The sequence below is a fragment of the Bradyrhizobium sp. Kon69 genome (genome assembly GCF_055807515.1).
Genome location: NZ_JBVVOS010000018.1, coordinates 81,432 through 101,068, shown reverse-complemented (window position 1 = coordinate 101,068; position 19,637 = coordinate 81,432). Strand labels below are relative to the sequence as shown.

The 19,637-nt window shown below is 64.9% G+C and carries 14 protein-coding genes; 9 read left to right on the top strand and 5 right to left on the bottom strand.

Annotation, left to right across the window (positions count from 1 at the left end):
* Nucleotides 1-20 precede the first annotated feature (20 nt).
* A complete protein-coding gene (gene pdxR / locus AC0L3U_RS23600; RefSeq protein WP_473363402.1) occupies nt 21-1,427 on the bottom strand; it encodes a MocR-like pyridoxine biosynthesis transcription factor PdxR in 1,407 nt (468 codons plus the stop codon).
* A gap of 125 nt (nt 1,428-1,552) precedes the next feature.
* Here pdxR and AC0L3U_RS23595 point away from each other — a divergent pair, with 125 nt between their 5' ends.
* On the top strand, nt 1,553-2,017 hold the full coding sequence (locus AC0L3U_RS23595) for a carboxymuconolactone decarboxylase family protein (RefSeq protein WP_473363401.1): 465 nt from the start codon (nt 1,553-1,555) through the stop codon (nt 2,015-2,017).
* A 90-nt stretch (nt 2,018-2,107) separates the two neighbouring features.
* Nucleotides 2,108-2,746 (top strand): HD domain-containing protein, encoded by a 639-nt coding sequence (locus AC0L3U_RS23590; protein ID WP_456764126.1) that lies wholly within the window; start codon nt 2,108-2,110, stop codon nt 2,744-2,746.
* A 39-nt stretch (nt 2,747-2,785) separates the two neighbouring features.
* On the opposite strand, the gene AC0L3U_RS23585 is transcribed toward AC0L3U_RS23590, so the two are convergent.
* Nucleotides 2,786-4,045, bottom strand: coding sequence for a hypothetical protein (locus tag AC0L3U_RS23585; protein WP_473363400.1), 1,260 nt, complete (start codon nt 4,043-4,045; stop codon nt 2,786-2,788).
* A 333-nt stretch (nt 4,046-4,378) separates the two neighbouring features.
* Here AC0L3U_RS23585 and AC0L3U_RS23580 point away from each other — a divergent pair, with 333 nt between their 5' ends.
* Together AC0L3U_RS23580 and map are read left to right on the top strand one after the other, a co-directional pair.
* Nucleotides 4,379-7,528, top strand: a complete 3,150-nt coding sequence (locus AC0L3U_RS23580; protein ID WP_473363399.1) for a GAF domain-containing protein — start codon at nt 4,379-4,381, stop codon at nt 7,526-7,528.
* Between the two features lie 78 nt (nt 7,529-7,606).
* On the top strand, nt 7,607-8,356 hold the full coding sequence (gene map / locus AC0L3U_RS23575) for a type I methionyl aminopeptidase (protein ID WP_473363398.1): 750 nt from the start codon (nt 7,607-7,609) through the stop codon (nt 8,354-8,356).
* A 10-nt stretch (nt 8,357-8,366) separates the two neighbouring features.
* Here the strand turns inward: map and AC0L3U_RS23570 are convergent, their stop codons facing one another.
* From AC0L3U_RS23570 to AC0L3U_RS23560, 3 genes are all read right to left on the bottom strand, one after another.
* The gene (locus AC0L3U_RS23570; protein WP_473363397.1) at nt 8,367-9,701 is read right to left on the bottom strand and encodes an MFS transporter; all 1,335 of its coding nucleotides are present in this window, start codon (nt 9,699-9,701) and stop codon (nt 8,367-8,369) included.
* Between the two features lie 145 nt (nt 9,702-9,846).
* Nucleotides 9,847-10,095, bottom strand: coding sequence for a DUF3551 domain-containing protein (locus AC0L3U_RS23565; protein ID WP_456764131.1), 249 nt, complete (start codon nt 10,093-10,095; stop codon nt 9,847-9,849).
* A gap of 1 nt (nt 10,096) precedes the next feature.
* Nucleotides 10,097-10,417, bottom strand: a complete 321-nt coding sequence (locus AC0L3U_RS23560; RefSeq protein WP_473363396.1) for a DUF3551 domain-containing protein — start codon at nt 10,415-10,417, stop codon at nt 10,097-10,099.
* 252 nt (nt 10,418-10,669) lie between these two features.
* Between AC0L3U_RS23560 and AC0L3U_RS23555 the strand changes: the two genes are divergently transcribed.
* From AC0L3U_RS23555 to AC0L3U_RS23535, 5 genes are all read left to right on the top strand, one after another.
* Nucleotides 10,670-11,395, top strand: a complete 726-nt coding sequence (locus tag AC0L3U_RS23555; RefSeq protein WP_473363395.1) for an outer membrane protein — start codon at nt 10,670-10,672, stop codon at nt 11,393-11,395.
* A 455-nt stretch (nt 11,396-11,850) separates the two neighbouring features.
* The gene (dnaE, locus tag AC0L3U_RS23550) at nt 11,851-15,354 is read left to right on the top strand and encodes a DNA polymerase III subunit alpha (RefSeq protein WP_473363450.1); all 3,504 of its coding nucleotides are present in this window, start codon (nt 11,851-11,853) and stop codon (nt 15,352-15,354) included.
* A gap of 108 nt (nt 15,355-15,462) precedes the next feature.
* Nucleotides 15,463-15,981 (top strand): hypothetical protein, encoded by a 519-nt coding sequence (locus AC0L3U_RS23545; protein WP_027518200.1) that lies wholly within the window; start codon nt 15,463-15,465, stop codon nt 15,979-15,981.
* 109 nt (nt 15,982-16,090) lie between these two features.
* Entirely contained in the window at nt 16,091-16,831 is a 741-nt protein-coding gene (locus AC0L3U_RS23540; RefSeq protein ID WP_473363394.1) for a carbonic anhydrase, read from the top strand.
* A gap of 191 nt (nt 16,832-17,022) precedes the next feature.
* Nucleotides 17,023-19,518 carry a caspase family protein gene (locus AC0L3U_RS23535; RefSeq protein WP_473363393.1) on the top strand — a complete coding sequence of 832 codons (2,496 nt, stop codon included), beginning with the start codon at nt 17,023-17,025 and terminating at the stop codon, nt 19,516-19,518.
* The last annotated feature ends 119 nt before the right edge of the window (nt 19,519-19,637 follow it).

The following is a 19,637-nucleotide window of genomic DNA, read 5'->3' as shown; positions in this document are numbered from 1 at the left end:
AAGCATAAGGCCCAAGCTCGTCACGTATGACGGTCGATGATCTGAAGCAGCCGGTCGCAGGATGCCTCGATCCTCTTGTGGGGAGATGTGGCGACGCCCAGCAACAGGCCGGATCGCGCCGAGGCCGCAGATGCATGCCATAGCGACAGGGGCGTGGGCGCCAATCCAAACGATGCCGCTTCCCGCGCGATCGCGACGTCGGAGGTTCCGTCCGGCAGTCTCAGGACCGCGGCCAATCCGGCGATCGCAACGTCCTTGGCGCGCGCCTTGAGGCATTTCAGCAGCGCATCGCCTTGCGCGGCATAGGCCCGCTTCGTGCGTCGAAGATGCCGTAGATAGTGGCCGTCGCGGATGAATTCGGCGGTAGCGATCTGTACGGACGGCCCGGGCGCCGGAGCGAGGCATGCCGCAACCTCGGCAAATCGGGAAGCCAGTGAGGCGGGTGCAACGACGAAGCCCAGCCGCAAGGCAGGAGTCAGGGTCTTGCTGAAAGACCCGATGTGAATAACGCGCCCGAAACGATCGAGAGAGGCGAGCGCCGGTGTGGCCCGCCCCCTCAGCTGAAGCTCGCTCAGATAGTCGTCCTCGATCACCCACACCCGTTGCTGGGCTGCCCAGTCGAGAAGACGCGAACGTCGTGCCAGCGACAAGGTGGAGCCAAGCGGTGCCTGCTGTCCCGGGGTCACGACGACCAATGCCGCATCAGGAGCGTGTTTCAGGCCGTAACCCACGTCAATGCCGTCCGCGTCGACCGGGATCGGCGTGATCGACAACCTTGCAAGCTCAAGGCCGTGTCTTGTGAAGGGGAAGCCCGGGTCCTCCATCCAGACCTTCGTCTGCTCGAGGCCGAGAACCCGGAGTGCCAGTCCGAGCCCGCTGCTGAAGCCGCCGGTGATAATGATCTGCGACGGTGCACATTCGATCCCCCGCGCCAGCGCGAGATACGCCGCAATGTCGCGCCTCAATTCCAGCTCGCCGCGCGGATCCCGATACATGGCCGGTGCGCTGGTTTCCGCGCGCACCGCCCGTGTGCGCATCCTCGCGAACAGCTTGGCAGGAAAGGTCTCGTGAGCGGGCACACCCATCTGGAAAACGGCCGGTCCCGCAGTGAGCTCCTGGTACATCTCCATGAACGAGCCGGGGTGGGGAGCTGCTTCCTGCCGAGGGGGAAAGGCGGGTCGATCCGCGACGTGCGTTCCGGTCGCGCGCGACGCGACGACCAGTTGCGCGGATGAGAGTTTTTCGTAAGCCGATCGCACGGTGCCGCGCGCGACACCCAGCTGAGCCGCCAAATCCTGCCAGGACGGCAGACGAGCTCCCGGCGCGAGCACGCCGCTCTCGATGGCAGCTCCGATACCTCTGCGAATCTGTTCCGCCAATGGCGTCTTCGCAGATCGATCGAGCTCCAGCCGCAGCGGTTTGACCATGCCTCCGTGGTACACGGTTTTTGTCCATTCTTGGTGCTTTTTTGTGGACCAACGCAGAGACATTTATCGGACAAGGAAAGTATCCGGCGACAGCCGCCGAACAGAACCGATCATGGAGTATGAAAATGGCTAAGCGTCTCGATTACGACCGCATCGCACCCGCAGGCATGAAAGCGCTCGGCGGCGTTTACGGCTATGTCATGCAGAGCAATCTTCCGGCAACGCTCGTCACTCTGGTCTATCTGCGCATTTCGCAGATCAACAATTGCGCCTACTGCCTCGACATGCACACGCGCGATCTGCTGAAGAGCGGACAGAAGATCGAAAAGATCGCGCTGGTGCAGGCCTGGGCGGAAGGCGGGCATCTGTTCGACGAGCGGGAGCGTGCCGCCCTCGCATGGGCCGAAACGGTGACCCGCGTGGCCGAAACCGGCACCCCGGATCAAGCTTACGAGGCTGCCCGCGCCGTCTTCGAGGAGCGCGAGCTCGTCGATCTCACCATCGCGATCGGCCTGATGAACGCCTACAATCGCATGGCAATCAGCTTCCGGAATACGCCGCAGGCCGCGAAGGAGGAGATGGCAGCCTGACCACGGTGCCCGACGGCAGGAGGGTAAACGCATGCCGTCGACTGCGACGGCATGCCCTGAGATCTCGGCGATGCAAGGCAGGAGCTTGATATGACCATCGCAATTTCCGGCGTGAAGATTCCCGACAGCAAGATCGCACGGGAGGCCGCCGAGCTGGTGCGCCAGTACGAAAACGACATGTTGTTCAACCACTCGGTCCGCGTCTTTGTATTCGGCGCGATCAAGGGACATCGGCAAAATCTAAAATTCGATTCCGAGCTGCTCTACATCGCGGCGCTGTTCCACGATCTCGGACTCGTCGACCATTACCACACGCAGACCAAGCGGTTTGAAGTCGATGGCGCCGATGCCGCCCGCGAATTTCTGAGGGGGCACGGCATTGACGAGCCAAAAGCCGATCTGGTTTGGGAGGCGATCGCGTTACATACGACACCTGGAATTCCACAATACATGCGACCGGAAATAGCTCTCACGAATGCGGGTGTTTTGGTCGACGTCGTGGGGATTGGCTATGATGAATACACGCCAGAGCAGCGCGACCAGGTGACCACCGCATTTCCGCGCGGTGATTTCAAGAACGAGTTCCTTCAGATCCAAACCTGCTCGGCCTTGAAGAAGCCGCAGACCACGTTCGGGACGGTCAATTTCGATTACATCGAAGATCACGATCCCACATTTCACAAGCCGAACGCGTGCACGCGCATTCGCAACACACCCTGGCAGAGCTGAGCCCCTTCGGCGCGGTCTTCGAGTTTTGCCTCGTTGAACTTACGGCGACGGGGCGGCCGGGAGCGTTACGCCGGCGTTCGGCCGCGGAAGGGCTGGCCACGGGCTCTTCGGAGCCGGCGTCGCCGCCGCGCATGAAGCCGCAAGCTGCGGCCACACTGACGTCAGGCCCGTCAAGTCGATGTCGAATTTCGTGATGTCCGCCTTGTCGTCGGATATCAGCGTGGTCTCGCGGACATGCAGGGAGCGGGACGCCAGTATCGCCTTGACCATGTCGGGATCGATGCTGCCGCGCCAGACTTCATATTTTTCGGCCCGCAACGCAGACCCTCCGGCCGTCTTGTCCGGAGCGGCGTCGGCCGTCACCAGGATGGTGCTTTTGCCGACGGCTGTCTCGTCGATCTCGCCCGCGAATGTCAGCGGCACGCGTTTCCCGCTTTCGCAGGACAGACGCCATTCCATGGGCCGGAACGACGCGCCGTTCTCCTTCTTCAGCATCGCGAACTTGCGGACGAAGGGGCGCGCTTCCTTTTCCAGCTTCCACGCCGTTTCGGCAAGCGAACGCGTGTCGATGCCGAAACGATAGAGCTCGGCGCGCGTCAGCATGTGCAGGTTTTCGAACTTCACCGTCCGGATCAGATCGTCAAGCTCGCGGCTGATCCCCATCGCCGCGATGAACGCAGCGCGATCCCGATCGGCCCTCGCCATCCGGCGCTGTCTGTATTCCGCGACGGCCGCCGGAGGGGGATGCCCGTGAAAGGCAAGGACCAGCCTGGAATTATGGACCGCCAGCGCGGCGTCGGGGGCAACCTCACGCGACGTCGCCCCGAGCAACAGGTAACCGCAGGCCGAGTTGCACATCGCATGGTAGGTGGTGAGTTCGGCTTCCACCTCGCCGCCCGCGTTCTTGATCTTCAGGCACGCGGAGTCCACCTGCGTGCCTGCGGCGCACGCCGTCGCGATGCTCCGGCCAACCCGGGCGATCGCCTTGCGGCTGCGCAACAACCGCCCGATGACATAGGACTGCTCCACGTTTCCGCCCGGTGAATAGAGGTAGATCGGACGCTGCGTGTCCTTGACGCCGGTGAGGAAGCGGCGAATGCGCGGCGCAGCGTCCTGGTCGATATCGCCCTCGATGGCGATCCAGCGGTCGCAGCCCGGTCCGCATGCGTCGGGTGGTCCCTTGGCAAGATAGATCGTCAGCCTGGACGCAAATCCAGTCTTCTCGGCCGGCGTCCCTTCGGCATGCAATGCGCCGGGAAGCAACAGCAAGGCCAGGACAAGCAGACGACGGGCGAGCATGAAACGATCGGGACCACGCGCGGTGAAAAGCAGAGATCGATGCTACACGACGATCCGCGCTGCCACAACTTGCGGTGGCGCATCCGCGCGGGTCCGTCCGCCACGTCTGGATTGGTAATCTGGCGGCCAGGTGGGAGCAGGCAGAACGGCATCTCCCAGGGGGCGGTGATGGCGGGAACCTAAATGCCATCATGCGGTTATCGCGCAGACAATTTGCGCGACCGTCTGCATCACTCGAAGTTCAGGCGGGCTACCTGTGGTCGACGTCAACAGCAGCGGGACGATCAAACAGCTGGCTCATCGTGGAGCCAGGAAAGTGGCAGGGGAAGACCAATGACGACAGCGACCGGGGTCCGCTCGGCCGATCGCAATTCCGTCTTAGCCACACTCGGCGACTACATCCGGGAGATCAGCAATCCCGACGACCTCGCCTATGCCGCGGCAGAGCTGCTTGGCCGCAGCCTCAACGTCAGCCGGGCGGGCTATGGCACGGTCGACACCTCAGCCGAGACCATCACCATTGTTCGCGACTGGAACGCACCAGGCATCCTGAGCCTCGCAGGCGTGCTGCGCTTCCGCGACTATGGCAGCTACATCGAAGACCTCAAGCGGGGCGAGACCGTCATCTGTGCCGATGCGGAAAAAGACCCTCGCGTCGGCGATCGTGCCGAGGCTCTCGAGGCGATCTCTGCGCGCGCGCTCGTCAACATGCCGATCTCGGAGCCCAATGGGGTCGTGGCGCTGCTGTATTTGAACAATGCCAGGCCGCGCGAATGGAGCCCCGAAGAGCTGGAGCTTATTCGCGATGTTGCCGAGCGCACGCGCACGGCCGTCGAGCGTCGCCGTGCGGAGACGGCTGTGCGGGAGAACGAAGCCCGGCTGGTTTTCCTGGACGCACTCAACAAGGAGACGGCCAGGACCCGTGATGCCGACGGCGTGATGGCGGTGACGACCAGGATGCTTGGCGAGCATCTCGACGTCTCGAACTGCGCCTATGCCGACATGGACCCGGACCAGGACGGCTTCACGATACGCGGCGATTGGGCCGCGCCCGGCGCAATGCATATCATCGGGCACTACAGTCTGGCCGACTTCGGCAAGAAGGCGGTGCGAGAGTTGGGCGCCGGCAGGCCGCTCATCATTAATGACAATCTAAGGGAGATTGCGCCGGACGAAGCCGCTACTTTCCAGAACATCGGGATCGGCTCGACGATTTGCATGCCCTTGGTGAAAGAAGGGCGACTGACCGCCTTGATGGCGATTCATCACCGCGGCCCGCACCAGTGGACGCCGCGCGAACTCGCCTTGCTCGCCGAAGTGACCGAGCGATCATGGGCCCACATCGAGCGCGTCCGATCGGAACAGGCAGCGCGGGAGGCTGCCGAACGACTGACGCTTGCGAACAAGGCGGCTGGTATCGGCACCTGGGACTACGACCCGGTCAACAACGTTCTTCGATGGGATAACCGCTGCAGGGAGGTGTTCGGTTTACCGGCCGATGCCGAAGTCAGCTATGAAGGGTCGTTCCTGAAGGGCCTTCATCCCGAGGACAGGCAGCGCGCCCACGAGGCCGTGTCCGCAGCCCTGACGCCGCACGCGCCGACAAGCTACAATATGGAATACCGAACCATCGGCATCGAGGATGGGGTCGAGCGCTGGATCGCCGCGACCGGTCAAGCCATCTTCGTCAACGGCCAGGCTGTTCGGTTCATCGGAACGGTTCTGGACATCACCGCGCAAAAGAAAACCGAGCGTCATCTCAGACTACTGAATGATACCGGGGCCTCGGTGTCTCGCGAGCGCGATCTCGAGAAGATCGTCCAGATCGTCACGGATGCCGGCGTCGAGCTGACTGGCGCTCAGTTCGGGGCCTTCTTCTACAATGTCGTTGCGCCGGATGGCGGCAGCTACATGTTGTATTCGCTGTCGGGTGCCCCGCGATCCGCGTTTGAAAACTTCCCGATGCCACGCAACACCGCCGTGTTCGAGCCGACGTTCAAGGGCACGGGTGCGATGAGGTCCGACGACATCCTGCAGGACCCGCGGTACGGCAAAAACGCGCCACGGAAAGGCATGCCGGAGGGTCATCTTCCGGTCCGATCCTACCTGGCGGTCCCCGTGACCTCGCGAACCGGCGAAGTCCTCGGCGGACTTTTCTTCGGCCACGCCGAGACGGGTAAATTCCAGGCAGAGCATGAGGCCGCCTTGCTTGGTATTGCCGGCCATGCCGCCACCGCTATCGACAACGCCCAGCTCTTGACCCGGCTTGAGGCGCTCAATGCCGGATTGGAGCAACGTGTTGCCGACGAAATTGCCGAGCGCATGAAAGCCGAAGAGCAATTGCGGCAATCCCAGAAGATGGAAGCCGTCGGGCAATTGACCGGCGGTATTGCCCACGACTTCAACAATATGCTGGCCGTGATTCTCGGCAGCCTGAATCTTGCCAAGCGGCGGCTCGGCAGGGGAGAGGTCAGCATAGACCGCTTCATCGAGGGCGCCATCGACGGTGCAAATCGCGCCGCTACGTTGACGCAGCGACTGCTCGCATTCTCGCGCCAACAGCCGCTCGCGCCTGAGGTCGTGGACATCAACAAGATGGTCGGCGGGATGAGCGAGCTGCTCGAGCGGTCACTTGGCGAGCTGATCCGCCTCGAAACGGTGCTGGCGGATGGCCTTTGGCGGGTCAAGGCAGACCCGGCCCAGCTTGAAAGCGCCATGATCAATCTCGCGGTCAATGCGCGCGATGCCATGCCAAAGGGCGGCAGGCTGACGATAGAAACCAGCAACGCCTCGATCGATCGAAAATATGCTCGCGAGTACGCGCTCGCACCCGGGCAGTACGTTCTCGTGGCCGTGACCGACAACGGCACGGGAATTCCGGCTGATGTGCTCGGCAAGGTGTTCGATCCGTTTTTCACGACCAAGGTCGTGGGCAAGGGCACCGGCCTCGGCCTTAGCCAAGTCTATGGTTTCGTGCGGCAGTCGGGCGGTCATGTCAAAATTGACTCGGAAGTTGACGTTGGCACGACCGTGAAGATCTACCTTCCACGCTTCGCCGGCGAGGAGGCGGGCTCAGATCTGTCGCAGGAAGAGATACCCGCCGGTGCAAGCCATCAGAATGAAACCATTCTCGTCGTGGAAGACGACGAGCGCGTCCGCAGCATGTCGTCCGAAAGCCTGCGCGAACTTGGCTACACCGTCATCGAGGCAGGCAGTGCCAAAGAGGCGATCAGGACAATCGAAAATGGCTTCGTTCCGGATCTGCTGTTCACGGATGTCGTCATGCCCGACATGACCGGCGCGGAGCTTGCGGCCGAGCTCTCGAAACGATACCCGGCGCTGAAAGTGCTGTTCACCACCGGCTACACGCGTAACGCAATCGTTCACAATGGCGTGCTCGATGCCGGCAGGCATCTGCTTCCGAAACCCTTCGCGATCGAAGACCTCGCTGCCAAGGTCCGCAGCTTGCTCGACGAGATCTGAACGCGGCTTGGAAACGATCTCTTCCGTTTGCAAGCCGTCGTAACAAGGGCTATGTCCCGGCTTTCGGAAGAGCATGACATGACAATCTCGGATGACGAGGACCTCGCGCGCCTGAAAGAGATCGGGCGCATCGTCGCCAATATCCTGGAAGCAATGGGGAAGGCGCTCGAGCCGGGCATGACCACCTCCGAGCTCGACCGGATCGGGCGAAGCTTGCTGGAGGCTGCCGGCGCACGTTCGGCTCCGGAGCTGGCCTACGACTTTCCGGGCGCGACCTGCATCAGCGTGAACGAGGAGATCGCTCATGGCATCCCCGGCGATCGGCGGATCGCGCGCGGGGATCTCGTGAACATCGACGTGTCAGCCGAGAAGAACGGCTTCTTTGCGGATACGGGAGCCTCGTTCGCCGTTCCGCCCGCAACCCGCGCCGTCGAACGTCTTTGCAGAGATGGCCGGCGCGCGATGTGGACCGGCCTGCAGCAGGTTGGAGCCGGCAAACCGATTGCCGGTATCGGTCAAGCCATCGGGACTTTTGCGCGGAAGAACGGTTACAGCCTGGTCAGGAACCTTGCCAGCCACGGCGTCGGCCTGTCGCTCCACGAGGAGCCGACGGAGATCGCAACGTGGCCCGACCGCTCCGAACGCCGCGTCATGAGCGAAGGCCTGGTGTTCACCGTCGAGCCGTTCCTGTCTCTTGGCGCCGAATGGGCACAGGATGGCGACGATCCGTGGACGCTCTACAGCAGCCCCGAGGCGCCGACCGTTCAATACGAGCACACGGTGATCGCCACGCGAAGCGGACCGTTGATCGTGACGATGGCTGGATAAGGAGGCGTCCTCAAGCCACCGGATCTCGGGCAGCATCCGAACGGCTTCGATCATCCGGCGCCAGCGGCGGTGCACGTCTCGCCGGAGGATTCTCCGATGGGGCGGTCTTGCTTCCTGAGCTGATATCGACCGGAACAGATCTGGCGTCGCGATAGGCGACGATCCAGATCAGGAAACCCAGAACCGCCAGCGCGGCGCCAACGGAGCCCGTGGAGGTCCAGCCCAGCCCCTCGCGAATGGCGATGCCGCCGAGGAACGGGCCGAGCGCATTGGCGGTGTTGAACGCCGAATGGTTGAGTGCGGCGGCGAGCGCCTGCGCGTCGCCGGCGACGTCCATCAGCCGCGTCTGGAGGATGGCTCCGAGCGAGACGCCGGCGCCGATGGCGAAGACGTCTGCCGCCAGCGCCCAGGGATTGCCGGCGGCGAGCGGAAACACTGAGAGGGCGACCGCTGAGAACAGCAGGATGCCTCCCGCCGTCGGCATCAGCGCGCGGTCGGCAAAGCGCGGCACGAACAGATTGCCGAGCGTCGCGCCGATGCCAAACACGGCCAGAAAAACAGGTATGAGCGCGGGGCTGACCTTGGTCACCTCGATCAGCGTCGTCGCGAGATAAGTGTAGACGGCGAACATGCCGCCGAAGCCGATGGCGCCGATTGCCAGCGTGATCCAGACGCGGCCGCTTCGCAGCGCGCCGAGCTCTCGCAGCGGATCGGACCGGCCAGCCTTGTCGCGCGGCGCGAACAAGGCGCACAGCAGCACCGTGAGCAACGCCAGCACCGACACGAGGCCGAAGCTCGCGCGCCAGCCGATCGCCTGCCCAATCAGATTGGCCAGGGGCACACCGACGATGGTGGCGCCGGTCAGGCCCAGCATCACCTGGCCGATCGCCTGCGAGCGACGATGTTGAGGGACCAGCGAGGCTGCGACCAGCGCGGCGATGCCGAAATAGGCGCCATGCGGCAATCCCGAGAGAAAACGCGCCGCGATCATCGAGCCAAAGCCCGGCGCCAGCGCAGTGAGGGCATTGCCGAGCGCGAACACGGCCATCAAGATCAATAGCTGCGCGCGCCGCGCCAACCGTGCGCCGAGCACGGCGATCAGCGGCGCGCCCAGCACGACGCCGAGCGCGTAGACGCTGATCGCGTGTCCCGCGGTCGGCTCGTCGACCCCGAGGTCGGCGGCGAAAAACGGCAACAGGCTCATCGATGCGAATTCGGTGGTTCCGATCGCAAAGCCGCCCATCGCGAGCGAGAACAGGACGATGGCGAGATGAGGGGGCGTGGATGCCGCGGTCGCGCGGGGCGAGGTCGCTTGCTGCGATGTCGCTTGCTTCGATGTCGTCATATGTCCTGCAATGGTGGCGTTAACGGGAACCAGCCCAGCGAACGTCGCCACCCCTGCAAGATTTGTCTGTCGTAGTTAAACCCGGATCGGTCGGCGTCAACGCTGCAATCTCAACGCAGGGCAGGCCGCATATCAGCGTCCCGATTTAGTTGACCCGCCGCGGGCGGCGAGGGGGTTTCTTCTGCGCAAAATACGGGTTGGCCACGCACGTCGCCGACCGACCGACGGCCAAAAATCTGCACTGCTCGAGCGAGGCGTAGCGGCAATCGAAATAGCCGACGGGTCCGTAGATCTGCATACAGACCGGATAGCTCGGATCGTAGGTCTGCGCGTGCGCAGGCGCGCCCGCGAGGAGCAGGCCGATGGCGAGGAGCGCGAGACGAGCGCGACGCATCTCAACGCGGCACGTAGTAACCGGGTGAATAACCCGGCACCGGCGCGCTCGGCCTGTTCTGATATGCATAGGGATCGTCGCTCTGGCCTGCGAAATACGGGTTCGCGATACAGGTGAGGGCGCGGCCCGACGAACTCGCCTGGCACTGCGCGTAAGTATCGAACGTGCAATTGCTCAGCCCCGGCCATTCATCGCCGGTCAGGCAGAAGGCATGGTGGGTCCCGAACGCGTGCGCAGGCGTGCTTGCGCCGAGCGTGAGCGCAAATGTGGCGAGTACGAGCGAAAATGTGGCGACAATGGGGAGAGCAATTCGTCTGCGCATTCAATTCTCCAATCACGCGAACGTGCGCGCGACGTTGTCACGCGCACGTGCTGCAGATGTCGTGTAGCCGACGATGGAACTCATGAAAACACTTGTTTCAAAGGGTTTCCCGTACGCGCTGGTAAATCTTCATTAACGAAGCGCGATCCTTTGGCGCGGACTGTGGCGTCGAGGTTACAGCAATTCCGTCGAGCGCTGTTATGACGACGCCACGGCCCGGGGGCCTAACGACGAAACTGGAACGGGAATCAAATGAACAAGAATCTGTTGCTCGCTGCTGTGAGCCTTGTCGCGCTCGGCGCGGCTGCACCGGCGGTGGCTGCTGACCTCGCTGCGCGGCCTTACACCAAGGCGCCGGCGATGGTTGCCGCGATCTACGACTGGAGCGGCTTCTATATCGGCATCAACGGCGGCGGCGGTTCCGCCCATTCGACCTGGGATCTCGTTGGCGGTGGCCGCGAGGGTTCCCACGATGCGACCGGCGGCACGGTCGGCGGCCAGATCGGCTATCGCATGCAGTCGGGCCAGTGGGTGTTCGGCATCGAAGGTCAGGGCAACTGGGCCGACTTCTCGGGTGACAACGTCAGCGCGATCCCGGGGTTCGGGACTCGCAACCGCACGAAGATCGATTCGTTCGGCCTGATTACCGGTCAGATCGGCTACGCCTGGAACAACGTCCTCCTTTACGCCAAGGGCGGTGCGGCTGTCGTCGGCAGCAAGTATGAAGTCTCGACCATTGGCGGCGCGCTGCTCTCGTCGGCAGACCAGACCCGCTGGGGTGGTACGATCGGTGCAGGCCTCGAGTACGGCTTCGCGCCGAACTGGTCGGTTGGCGTCGAGTACAACCACATCTTCCTGCAGGACAAGAACGTCACCTTCGCGCTGGTGCCCTCGACCGACCGCATCCGTCAGGACGTCGACATGGGTCTCGTCCGCCTGAACTACAAGTTCGGCGGCCCGAGCCTCGGCCGTTACTGAGCAGAAGCCTGATATCGATTGCTCGACTTCGAGCGGTCGGCGAAAGCCCCGGCCATCGGCCGGGGCTTTTTTGTTGTTCAAGTTCAGCGGGTTAACCATTCGGTTTCGAGGTGGCGAAGATGGCTTGACTCCTGAGAACGAAATGAGAACAATGTTCTTCATACGTTCTCGCCATGGAGCAGGCCATGTTCAGGATTTTCGTCGAAGAAGCCGCCGCGCTAGCCTCGATCGCGCTGTTTGTCGGGATGATCGCGATCTGGGCCCAGGTGCTCCCGCAGCTCTAGGCCCGGGCCCAGGTTGGGGAAAAGCAGGATGAGGCGGCTGATCGGCCGCTCCGGCGTGGACTCTGGCAGCGTGGCGCCCCACCATTGTGAGGCGAGTCGGCCAGGCGAGTGCAGGATGCCTCCGGTGCCGGCGACCGCTCCATCTCATCTGCAAGAGGCCGTCACGCGACCATGCCGAGCGCCGGATTTGTCCACCTTCACGTTCACTCGGCCTATTCGCTGCTCAAGGGCTCGATCAAGATCGCCAAGCTCGCCGAGCTAGCGAAGAAAGATCATCAGCCGGCGCTGGCGCTGACCGACACCGACAACATGTTCGGTGCGCTGGAGTTCTCCGACAAGATGGCGGGCTCCGGCATCCAGCCGATCGTCGGCTGCGAACTCGCGATCGAATTCGGCGACCAGGATCCCACTGCCCGCAACGCGCTTCTGCCCTCGCGCGTGGTGTTGCTGGCCGCGCAGGAGCGTGGCTACCGCAGCCTGATGCGGCTGAACTCGCGCGCGTTCCTGGAGACGCCCGACACTCATGCTCCCCACATCAAGTTCGACTGGCTCGAAGGCGAGACCGAAGGCCTGATCGCGCTGACGGGCGGTCCGGACGGGCCGATCTCGCTGGCGCTTGCCGGCGGTTATAGCGAGCTCGCGGCGGCGCGCTGCGAGCGTCTGGCCAGCCTGTTCGGGGACCGCCTCTACATCGAATTGCAGCGCCACAACACCGAGAAGGAGCGGCGGGTCGAAAGCAGCCTGATCGACATCGCCTACACCAAGGGCCTGCCGCTGGTTGCGACCAACGAGCCGTATTTCGCCGCGAGCGACGATTACGAAGCCCATGACGCGCTGCTCTGCATCGCCGGCGGCCGGCTGATCGCGGAGACCGAGCGCGAGCAGCTCACGCCCGATCATCGCTTCAAGACCCGCGCCGAGATGGCGGTGCTGTTCGCCGACATTCCGGAGGCGCTGGCCTCGACGGTGGAGATCGCCGAGCGCTGCTCGTTCCGACCGATGACGCGCAAGCCGATCCTGCCGTTCTTCACGGTCGGCGCTGCCGCAAGCTCCGATGCCGCCGCGGTCGAGGCGGCCGAATTGAAGCGGCAGGCAGAGGAGGGGCTCGCCAACCGCCTGCGCGTGCACGGGCTGTCGCAAGGCACGACGGAAGAAGATTACAACGCGCGGCTTGCGTTCGAGCTCGACGTCATCATGCGCATGAAATACGCGGGCTACTTCCTGATCGTCTCCGACTTCATCAAATGGGCGAAGGGACAGGGCATCCCGGTCGGGCCGGGCCGCGGCTCCGGCGCAGGCTCGCTGGTTGCGTGGGCGCTGACCATCACCGACCTCGACCCGATCAAGTTCGGCCTGCTGTTCGAGCGCTTCCTCAATCCGGAACGTGTCTCGATGCCGGACTTCGACATCGACTTCTGCCAGGACCGCCGCGGCGAGGTGATCAGGTACGTCCAGGAGCGCTACGGCCGCGACCAGGTCGCGCAGATCATCACCTTCGGTACGCTGCAGGCCCGCGGCGTGCTCCGCGACGTCGGCCGGGTGCTGCAGATGCCCTATGGCCAGGTCGACAAGCTCACAAAACTCGTGCCGCAGAATCCGGCCGCGCCGGTGACGCTTGCGGCGGCGATCGAGAGCGAGCCGAAGCTCCAGGCATTCCGCGACGAGGACCCGGTGGTGGCGCGCGCCTTCGACATCGCCCAGCGCCTCGAAGGCCTGACCCGCCACGCCTCGACGCATGCGGCCGGCATCGTGATCGGCGATCGCCCGCTGAGCGAACTCGTGCCGATGTATCGCGATCCCAAATCCGACATGCCGGTGACCCAGTTCAACATGAAATGGGTCGAGCCGGCCGGCCTCGTGAAGTTCGACTTCCTCGGCCTGAAGACGCTGACCGTGCTCGACGTCGCGTGCAAACTGCTCAAGCCGCGCGACATTCATGTCGATCTCGCGACGCTGCCGATCGACGATGTCGAAAGCTACCAGATGCTGGCGCGCGGCGAGGTGGTCGGCGTGTTCCAGGTTGAAAGCCAGGGCATGCGGCGCGCGCTGGTCGACATGCGCCCCGACCGCTTCGAGGACATCATCGCGCTGGTCGCGCTCTATCGACCGGGCCCGATGGCGAACATCCCGACCTATTGCGCGCGCAAGCACGGCGACGAGGAGCCGGAATACCTCCACCCCGTGCTGGAGCCGATTCTCAAGGAGACCTTCGGCGTCATCATCTACCAGGAACAGGTGATGCAGATCGCGCAGGTGATGTCGGGCTATTCGCTCGGCGACGCCGACCTGTTGCGCCGCGCCATGGGCAAGAAGATCCGCGCCGAGATGGAGAAGCAGCGCGAGATCTTCGTCGCAGGTGCGGTGAAGAACGGCGTGCCAAAGGGGCAGGCCGACACCATCTTCGAGCTGCTGGCGAAATTCGCCGACTACGGCTTCAACAAGAGCCACGCGGCGGCCTATGCGCTGGTGTCCTACCACACCGCCTACATGAAAGCGCATTACCCGGTGGAGTTCATCGCGGCGTCGATGACGCTCGATCTCAACAATACCGACAAGCTCTCCGAATTCCGCGCCGAGGCGCAGCGCCTCGGCATCAAGGTCGAGCCGCCCAACGTCAACCGTTCCGGCGCGACTTTCGAGGTCGGCGACAAGACCATCTACTACGCGCTCGCGGCGCTGAAGGGCGTCGGCATCGCGGCCGTCGAGCAGATCATCGCGGAGCGGACCAAAAACGGCCTGTTCACCTCGCTCGCCGACTTTGCCGCGCGGGTGTCGCCGCGCGCGATCAACAAGCGCATCATCGAAAGCCTCGCCGCCGCGGGCGCCTTCGACACGCTGGAGCCGAACCGGGCGCGGGTCTTCGCCGGCGCCGACTCGATTCTCGCCGCGTGCCAGCGGGCGAACGAAGCTGCAACCATCGGCCAGAACGACATGTTCGGCAGCTCGGCCGACGCGCCGACCATCATGCTGCCGCAGATCGAGCCCTGGTTGCCGGCCGAGCGGCTGCGCCGCGAATATGATGCGATCGGCTTCTTCCTGTCGGGACATCCGCTCGACGATTACGCCACCGTGCTGAAGCGGCTGCGAGTACAGTCCTGGGCCGAGTTCTCGCGCGCGGTGAAGACCGGCGCCACGGCAGGCAAGGTCGCGGCCACCGTGGTGTCGCGCATGGAGCGGCGCACCAAGACCGGCAACAAGATGGGCATCATGGGGCTCTCTGATCCCACGGGGCACTTCGAGGCGGTGCTGTTCTCCGAAGGCCTTGCGCAATATCGCGACGTCCTGGAACCGGGCGCCGCGGTGCTGCTCCAGCTCGGCGCCGAGCTCCAGGGCGAGGACGTCCGCGCGCGCGTGCTCCACGCCGAGCCGCTGGACGAGGCCGCGGCCAAGACGCAGAAGGGCCTGCGCATCTTCGTGCGCGACACCAAGCCGCTGGAATCGATCGCCAAGCGTCTCGCCGGTCCCGACATGGCCGCTTCGAACGGCGCCGTGCCGAAGGTCGGCAGTCCCGGCACCGCGCCGCGCTCCAACGGCGACGGCGAGGTCTCGCTGGTCATGATGCTCGACCTTGAGACCGAGGTCGAGATGAAGCTGCCCGGGCGCTTCAAGGTCTCGCCGCAGATCGCCGGCGCCATCAAGGCGGTCGCGGGCGTGGTGGACGTGCAGCAGCTGTAGCCACGGTGTTGCAGGCGGTTGCATGTTTTGCGTGGGGGATGCTGCCGCCCTGTTGCAACCTGTCGCTGTTTTCGGTTAGCATGCACTCGGGGAAAATCTGGGGGCGTGATGCTATTGCGTGGGCTGGTATTGCTCGTGGCCGCGGCACTGCTGTGCGGCTGTGAGACGGCGAGGAGCGGGCTCGGATATTCGGAGACGGTGCGAAAGCTGGGTCCGCCGAAAGCCGGCCAGGCCCGCGTCGTCGTGTTTCGCGAGAAAGGATTCGGCGGCATCGGCGATCCGGACTGGGAATTTTCCCTCGACGGTACGCCGATCAAGGGCCTGAAGACCGGGACATATGTCTATGTCGATCGCCCGGCAGGCCAGCACCAGTTCGTAGCAGAGGAAGCGGCGCTCGGTGTCACGCGCGTGGACTTCTCGGCCCAGTCGGGCCAGACCGTGTTCTTCGTAGCGCGCTTCAGTCAGCGCAAGAGCGCCATGATCGCGAATGCGAGCACTGGGGTGCTGGGCTGGGGTCTCACGCTTGCGATGACGTCCGGCTATAAAAACCAGGGACCTCTGGATTTCCTGCCTTTGGATGAACCGGCCGCCCGGACGACGATCGCAGAGCTTCGGTTGGCGGAATAGCCCCGCGCGAATTCGGTCCCGCCCGCACTGTCATTTGTGGTGTCGTCACAGCGTGGCGGCTATGATCGCAGTAAGGCCGTTCGTCCATCGCGCCGGGAGGGAACGTGACATGTGCGACAAGTGCAATGAATCCCCACATGAGAGGATCGCGCCGTCGCGGCGGTCCGCGATGTTGTTGGGCGCCTCGGCGCTCGGCCTGGCCCTGACCGGCAGGGCCTTCGCCAAGGAGACGAAAACGCCGCCCAAGCCGCAGAACGTGCTGTCGCCCGACGCATCATTGAAGCGCCTGACGGAAGGCAATGCGCGCTATGTCGACGGCGTGTCGCGGCGGCACGATTTCAAGCACGAGCGCGAGGCGCTGGTCGGCGGACAGAATCCGTTCGCGGCCGTGCTGAGCTGTGCCGATTCGCGCATCGCGCCGGAATATGCCTTCGACACCGGCCGCGGCGATCTGTTCGTTTGCCGCGTCGCAGGAAACTTCGCCGGCACCGAAACTGTCGCCAGCATGGAATACGCGGTGGCCGTGCTGAATACGCCGCTGATCCTCGTGCTCGGCCATGACGCTTGCGGCGCGGTCGACGCGACGCTGAAGGCGATCAAGGACAACAAGCCGCCGCCGGGCCATATCCCCTCGCTGGTCGATGCGATCGCGCCCGCCGCCAAGGCTGCGATGCAGCAGGGTGGGGACGTCCTCGACAAGGCGATCCGGCAGAACGTCATCGACAACGTCGCGAAGCTGAAATCGGCAACGCCGATCCTCAATGCGGCCGTGGAGCAGGGCAAGCTGAAGGTCGTCGGCGGCATCTATCGGCTCACGACGGGAACGGTCGACCTGATTGCGCAGGGCTGAACCGGCTGACTTCGCCTCGCGCCGGTGCGTCGCCGCGTCACTTACGCGGAGCTGACACCGGAGCGGGGTGGCCATGCCGCCGCCTCAATCCAAGCCTTCGTTATTTGGAAGCCTTTCGTTCAAGTGCCATTCAGCTGGCCGCGCGTCTGATGCGTGGCGGCACCTCAACAACAATAACGGGCAAGCAAGCCATGCGTGGGACGCTCAGAGCCTTCATTTGCCTCCTCCTGCCGATCGCGGTCCTTGCCGCAGGCGCGCTGGATCCGGCGCATGCGCAGCAGCAGGAAAAGCGTATCGCGCTCGTGGTCGGCAACGGCGCCTATGCCAAGTCGCCGCTGGCGACGACGGCAAACGATGCCGGCCTGATCGCGCAGACGCTGCAGGCGGCGGGCTTCGACGTCGTCGGCGCCCGCGATCTCGACGGCGACACGCTGCGCAAGAGCTTTCGCGATTTCATCCAGAAGGCGCAGGCCTCAGGCCCGGGCACCGTCGCAATGGTCTATCTCGCCGGCTATGGCGTGCAGCTTGCGGGTGAGAACTATTTCATCCCGGTCGATTCCAACATCACCCGCGACACCGACATTCCGACCGAAGGCCTGCGCATCGGCGACTATCTCCGCCAGCTGGCTTCCGTTCCGCTCAAGGCCAACATCGTCGTGCTCGACGCCGCGCGGGCGCAGCCCTTCGTGGAGGGCGGCCAGCAGATCGCGAGCGGACTTGCGCTGGTCGAGCCCGACGCCAACATGCTGATCGCGTTCAATGCCGCGCCCGGCACGGTGGCGCCCGAGGAGCCTGGACCTTACGGCATCTATGCGCAGTCGCTGGCGGAGATGATCCGCACCGGCGGCCTGCCGCTGCCCGAGGTGTTCGACCGCGTTCGCCTGCGCGTCAACGAGGCCAGCAAGGGCGCGCAAGTGCCCTGGAACGAGCAGAAGATTTCCGCTCAATTCTCGTTCTTCGAGCGCGGGCCCGACGCGCCGCCGCCGGAGGCCGCACCCGACCAGGTCGCCGCGATCCGCAACAAGCCGATCCGCGATCTCGGCGTGCAGGATGCCTATGCCGCCGCGCTCACGCGCGACACGCTGCCGGCCTATGAAGAGTTTCTCACCGCCTATCCCGGCGACCCGCTGTCGAAGCGCGTGATGGCGATCGTCGCGGCGCGCCGTGAGGCCATCACCTGGCGGCGAACCTATCGTACCGACACGCCGGAAGCCTATTGGTCGTATCTGCGTCGCTATTCGCGCGGTCCGCATGCGGCAGATGCGCGCCGGCGCCTGGCGATTCTCACCGCGCCGGCCGAGCCGCCGCCGAGCTTCGCGATGATCGACTACGACGTGCCGCCACCGCCGCCAGAGGAGGTGGTCTATGTCGATCGTCCCGTGCTGTATTTCAGCGATCCGGATTTTGGCTTCGCGCCGCCACCGCCGCCGCCGGTCTACTATCTGCCGCCGCCGCCGCCGGATTTCGTCGTGCTGTCGCCGCCGATGCCGGTGATCGGCCTGTTCGTGCTGCCGCAGCCGATGTTCGTGCCGATTCCTGTGTTCGTCAGGCCGCCGCTCTATGTTGCACCCCCGCCGAACAACATCATCTATCAGAACATCCATAATAGGACGGTCATCAACACGGTGATCAACCAGCCGCCGGCACCGCCGGCGGCGGCGGGTGCGGGTACCGGAGCGGGACCGGGCAATCTCACGCCGACCATTGCCGGGCGCACCAATCCGGCTAGTCCAGCCATGCCGCAGGCGGTCGTGCAGCGCGCCGCCCTGATTCAGCAGGGCAAGGCGCCGATGCCGCCGAGCGCGACGATGCGGCCGACGGCGAGGCCAGGAACGCTTCCGACGACGCCCGCCAATGTCGCGCCGACCGGTACGCCATCTCCCACTCCATCTGCCATTCCATCTGCCACGCCACCGGCCAAGCTGCCCCAAGCCAACACGCTGCCGGTTCCCGGCACCCATGGCGGTCCGCCCGTACCGCCAACGGGAGCCGGGCCGCTGCCGGGCGGCAGACCCGGGCTGCCCACGGCCACTGCACCCGGCGCGCCGCTGCCGAACCATCCGGGGGCGCCGACCACTGCTGCTCCCGGCACCACGCCGCCAGCCCATCCCGGTGCGCCGACCGGCGCGTCGGCGACTGCGCCCACGGCGACAAACCCGGCCGCTGTCCCCGGCCAACCGCCGAAGCCGCCGGTGGCCCAGGGCCCGCCCGGGACCGGGCCTGGGGACCATGGCAAGTCCGCGACCCGCGAGCCAGCTGGTTCGCCGCCGGCTGCCCGCACGCCTCCGCCTCCTGGCCCGGTTGGACGACCGGTTACGCCGCCCTCGGCGGCGCGGGAGCCGATCCGGCCGCAGCATCAGCCGACCGCTGCTCCCGCCCAAGCTGCCCGGCCGTCGGCACCACCACCGCGGCCTCAGGCCGTGGCCCGGCCGGCGCCTCCGCCTCCGCCGCGTATTGCGCCGCCGCCACCGCCACGGGCGGCTCCGCCCGTCGCGGTCGCTCGGCCGGCGCCGCCGCCAATGGCGCGACCCGCGCCGCCGCCGCCGGTCGCCCGGCCGGCGCCACCTCCGCCGCCCCGGATGGCCGTCGCGCCACCGCCGCCGCCGCGCCCGGCAGCACCCCCACCGCGTCCTCCGGCTCCGCCGCCGGCGGCAAAGAAGTGCCCGCCGAACCAGCCCAGATGCTAGGCAGGGGCTAGGCCGCAGCGTGGTCTTTACGGAAGGGGGCCTCTCGCGGGCGAAAGCCGCCCCGAAAGGCCCTTATTTCCTTGCTTCTGGTCGAAATCGCGCTATACACCGCGCCATCT

What these genes read in the sequence shown, in the direction of transcription:
- pdxR (WP_473363402.1), bottom strand. Translation starts at nt 1,427, where the DNA reads ATGGTCAAACCGCTGCGGCTGGAGCTCGATCGATCTGCGAAGACGCCA.
- AC0L3U_RS23595 (WP_473363401.1), top strand. Translation starts at nt 1,553, where the DNA reads ATGGCTAAGCGTCTCGATTACGACCGCATCGCACCCGCAGGCATGAAA.
- AC0L3U_RS23590 (WP_456764126.1), top strand. Translation starts at nt 2,108, where the DNA reads ATGACCATCGCAATTTCCGGCGTGAAGATTCCCGACAGCAAGATCGCA.
- AC0L3U_RS23585 (WP_473363400.1), bottom strand. Translation starts at nt 4,045, where the DNA reads ATGCTCGCCCGTCGTCTGCTTGTCCTGGCCTTGCTGTTGCTTCCCGGC.
- AC0L3U_RS23580 (WP_473363399.1), top strand. Translation starts at nt 4,379, where the DNA reads ATGACGACAGCGACCGGGGTCCGCTCGGCCGATCGCAATTCCGTCTTA.
- map (WP_473363398.1), top strand. Translation starts at nt 7,607, where the DNA reads ATGACAATCTCGGATGACGAGGACCTCGCGCGCCTGAAAGAGATCGGG.
- AC0L3U_RS23570 (WP_473363397.1), bottom strand. Translation starts at nt 9,701, where the DNA reads ATGACGACATCGAAGCAAGCGACATCGCAGCAAGCGACCTCGCCCCGC.
- AC0L3U_RS23565 (WP_456764131.1), bottom strand. Translation starts at nt 10,095, where the DNA reads ATGCGTCGCGCTCGTCTCGCGCTCCTCGCCATCGGCCTGCTCCTCGCG.
- AC0L3U_RS23560 (WP_473363396.1), bottom strand. Translation starts at nt 10,417, where the DNA reads ATGCGCAGACGAATTGCTCTCCCCATTGTCGCCACATTTTCGCTCGTA.
- AC0L3U_RS23555 (WP_473363395.1), top strand. Translation starts at nt 10,670, where the DNA reads ATGAACAAGAATCTGTTGCTCGCTGCTGTGAGCCTTGTCGCGCTCGGC.
- dnaE (WP_473363450.1), top strand. Translation starts at nt 11,851, where the DNA reads ATGCCGAGCGCCGGATTTGTCCACCTTCACGTTCACTCGGCCTATTCG.
- AC0L3U_RS23545 (WP_027518200.1), top strand. Translation starts at nt 15,463, where the DNA reads ATGCTATTGCGTGGGCTGGTATTGCTCGTGGCCGCGGCACTGCTGTGC.
- AC0L3U_RS23540 (WP_473363394.1), top strand. Translation starts at nt 16,091, where the DNA reads ATGTGCGACAAGTGCAATGAATCCCCACATGAGAGGATCGCGCCGTCG.
- AC0L3U_RS23535 (WP_473363393.1), top strand. Translation starts at nt 17,023, where the DNA reads ATGCGTGGGACGCTCAGAGCCTTCATTTGCCTCCTCCTGCCGATCGCG.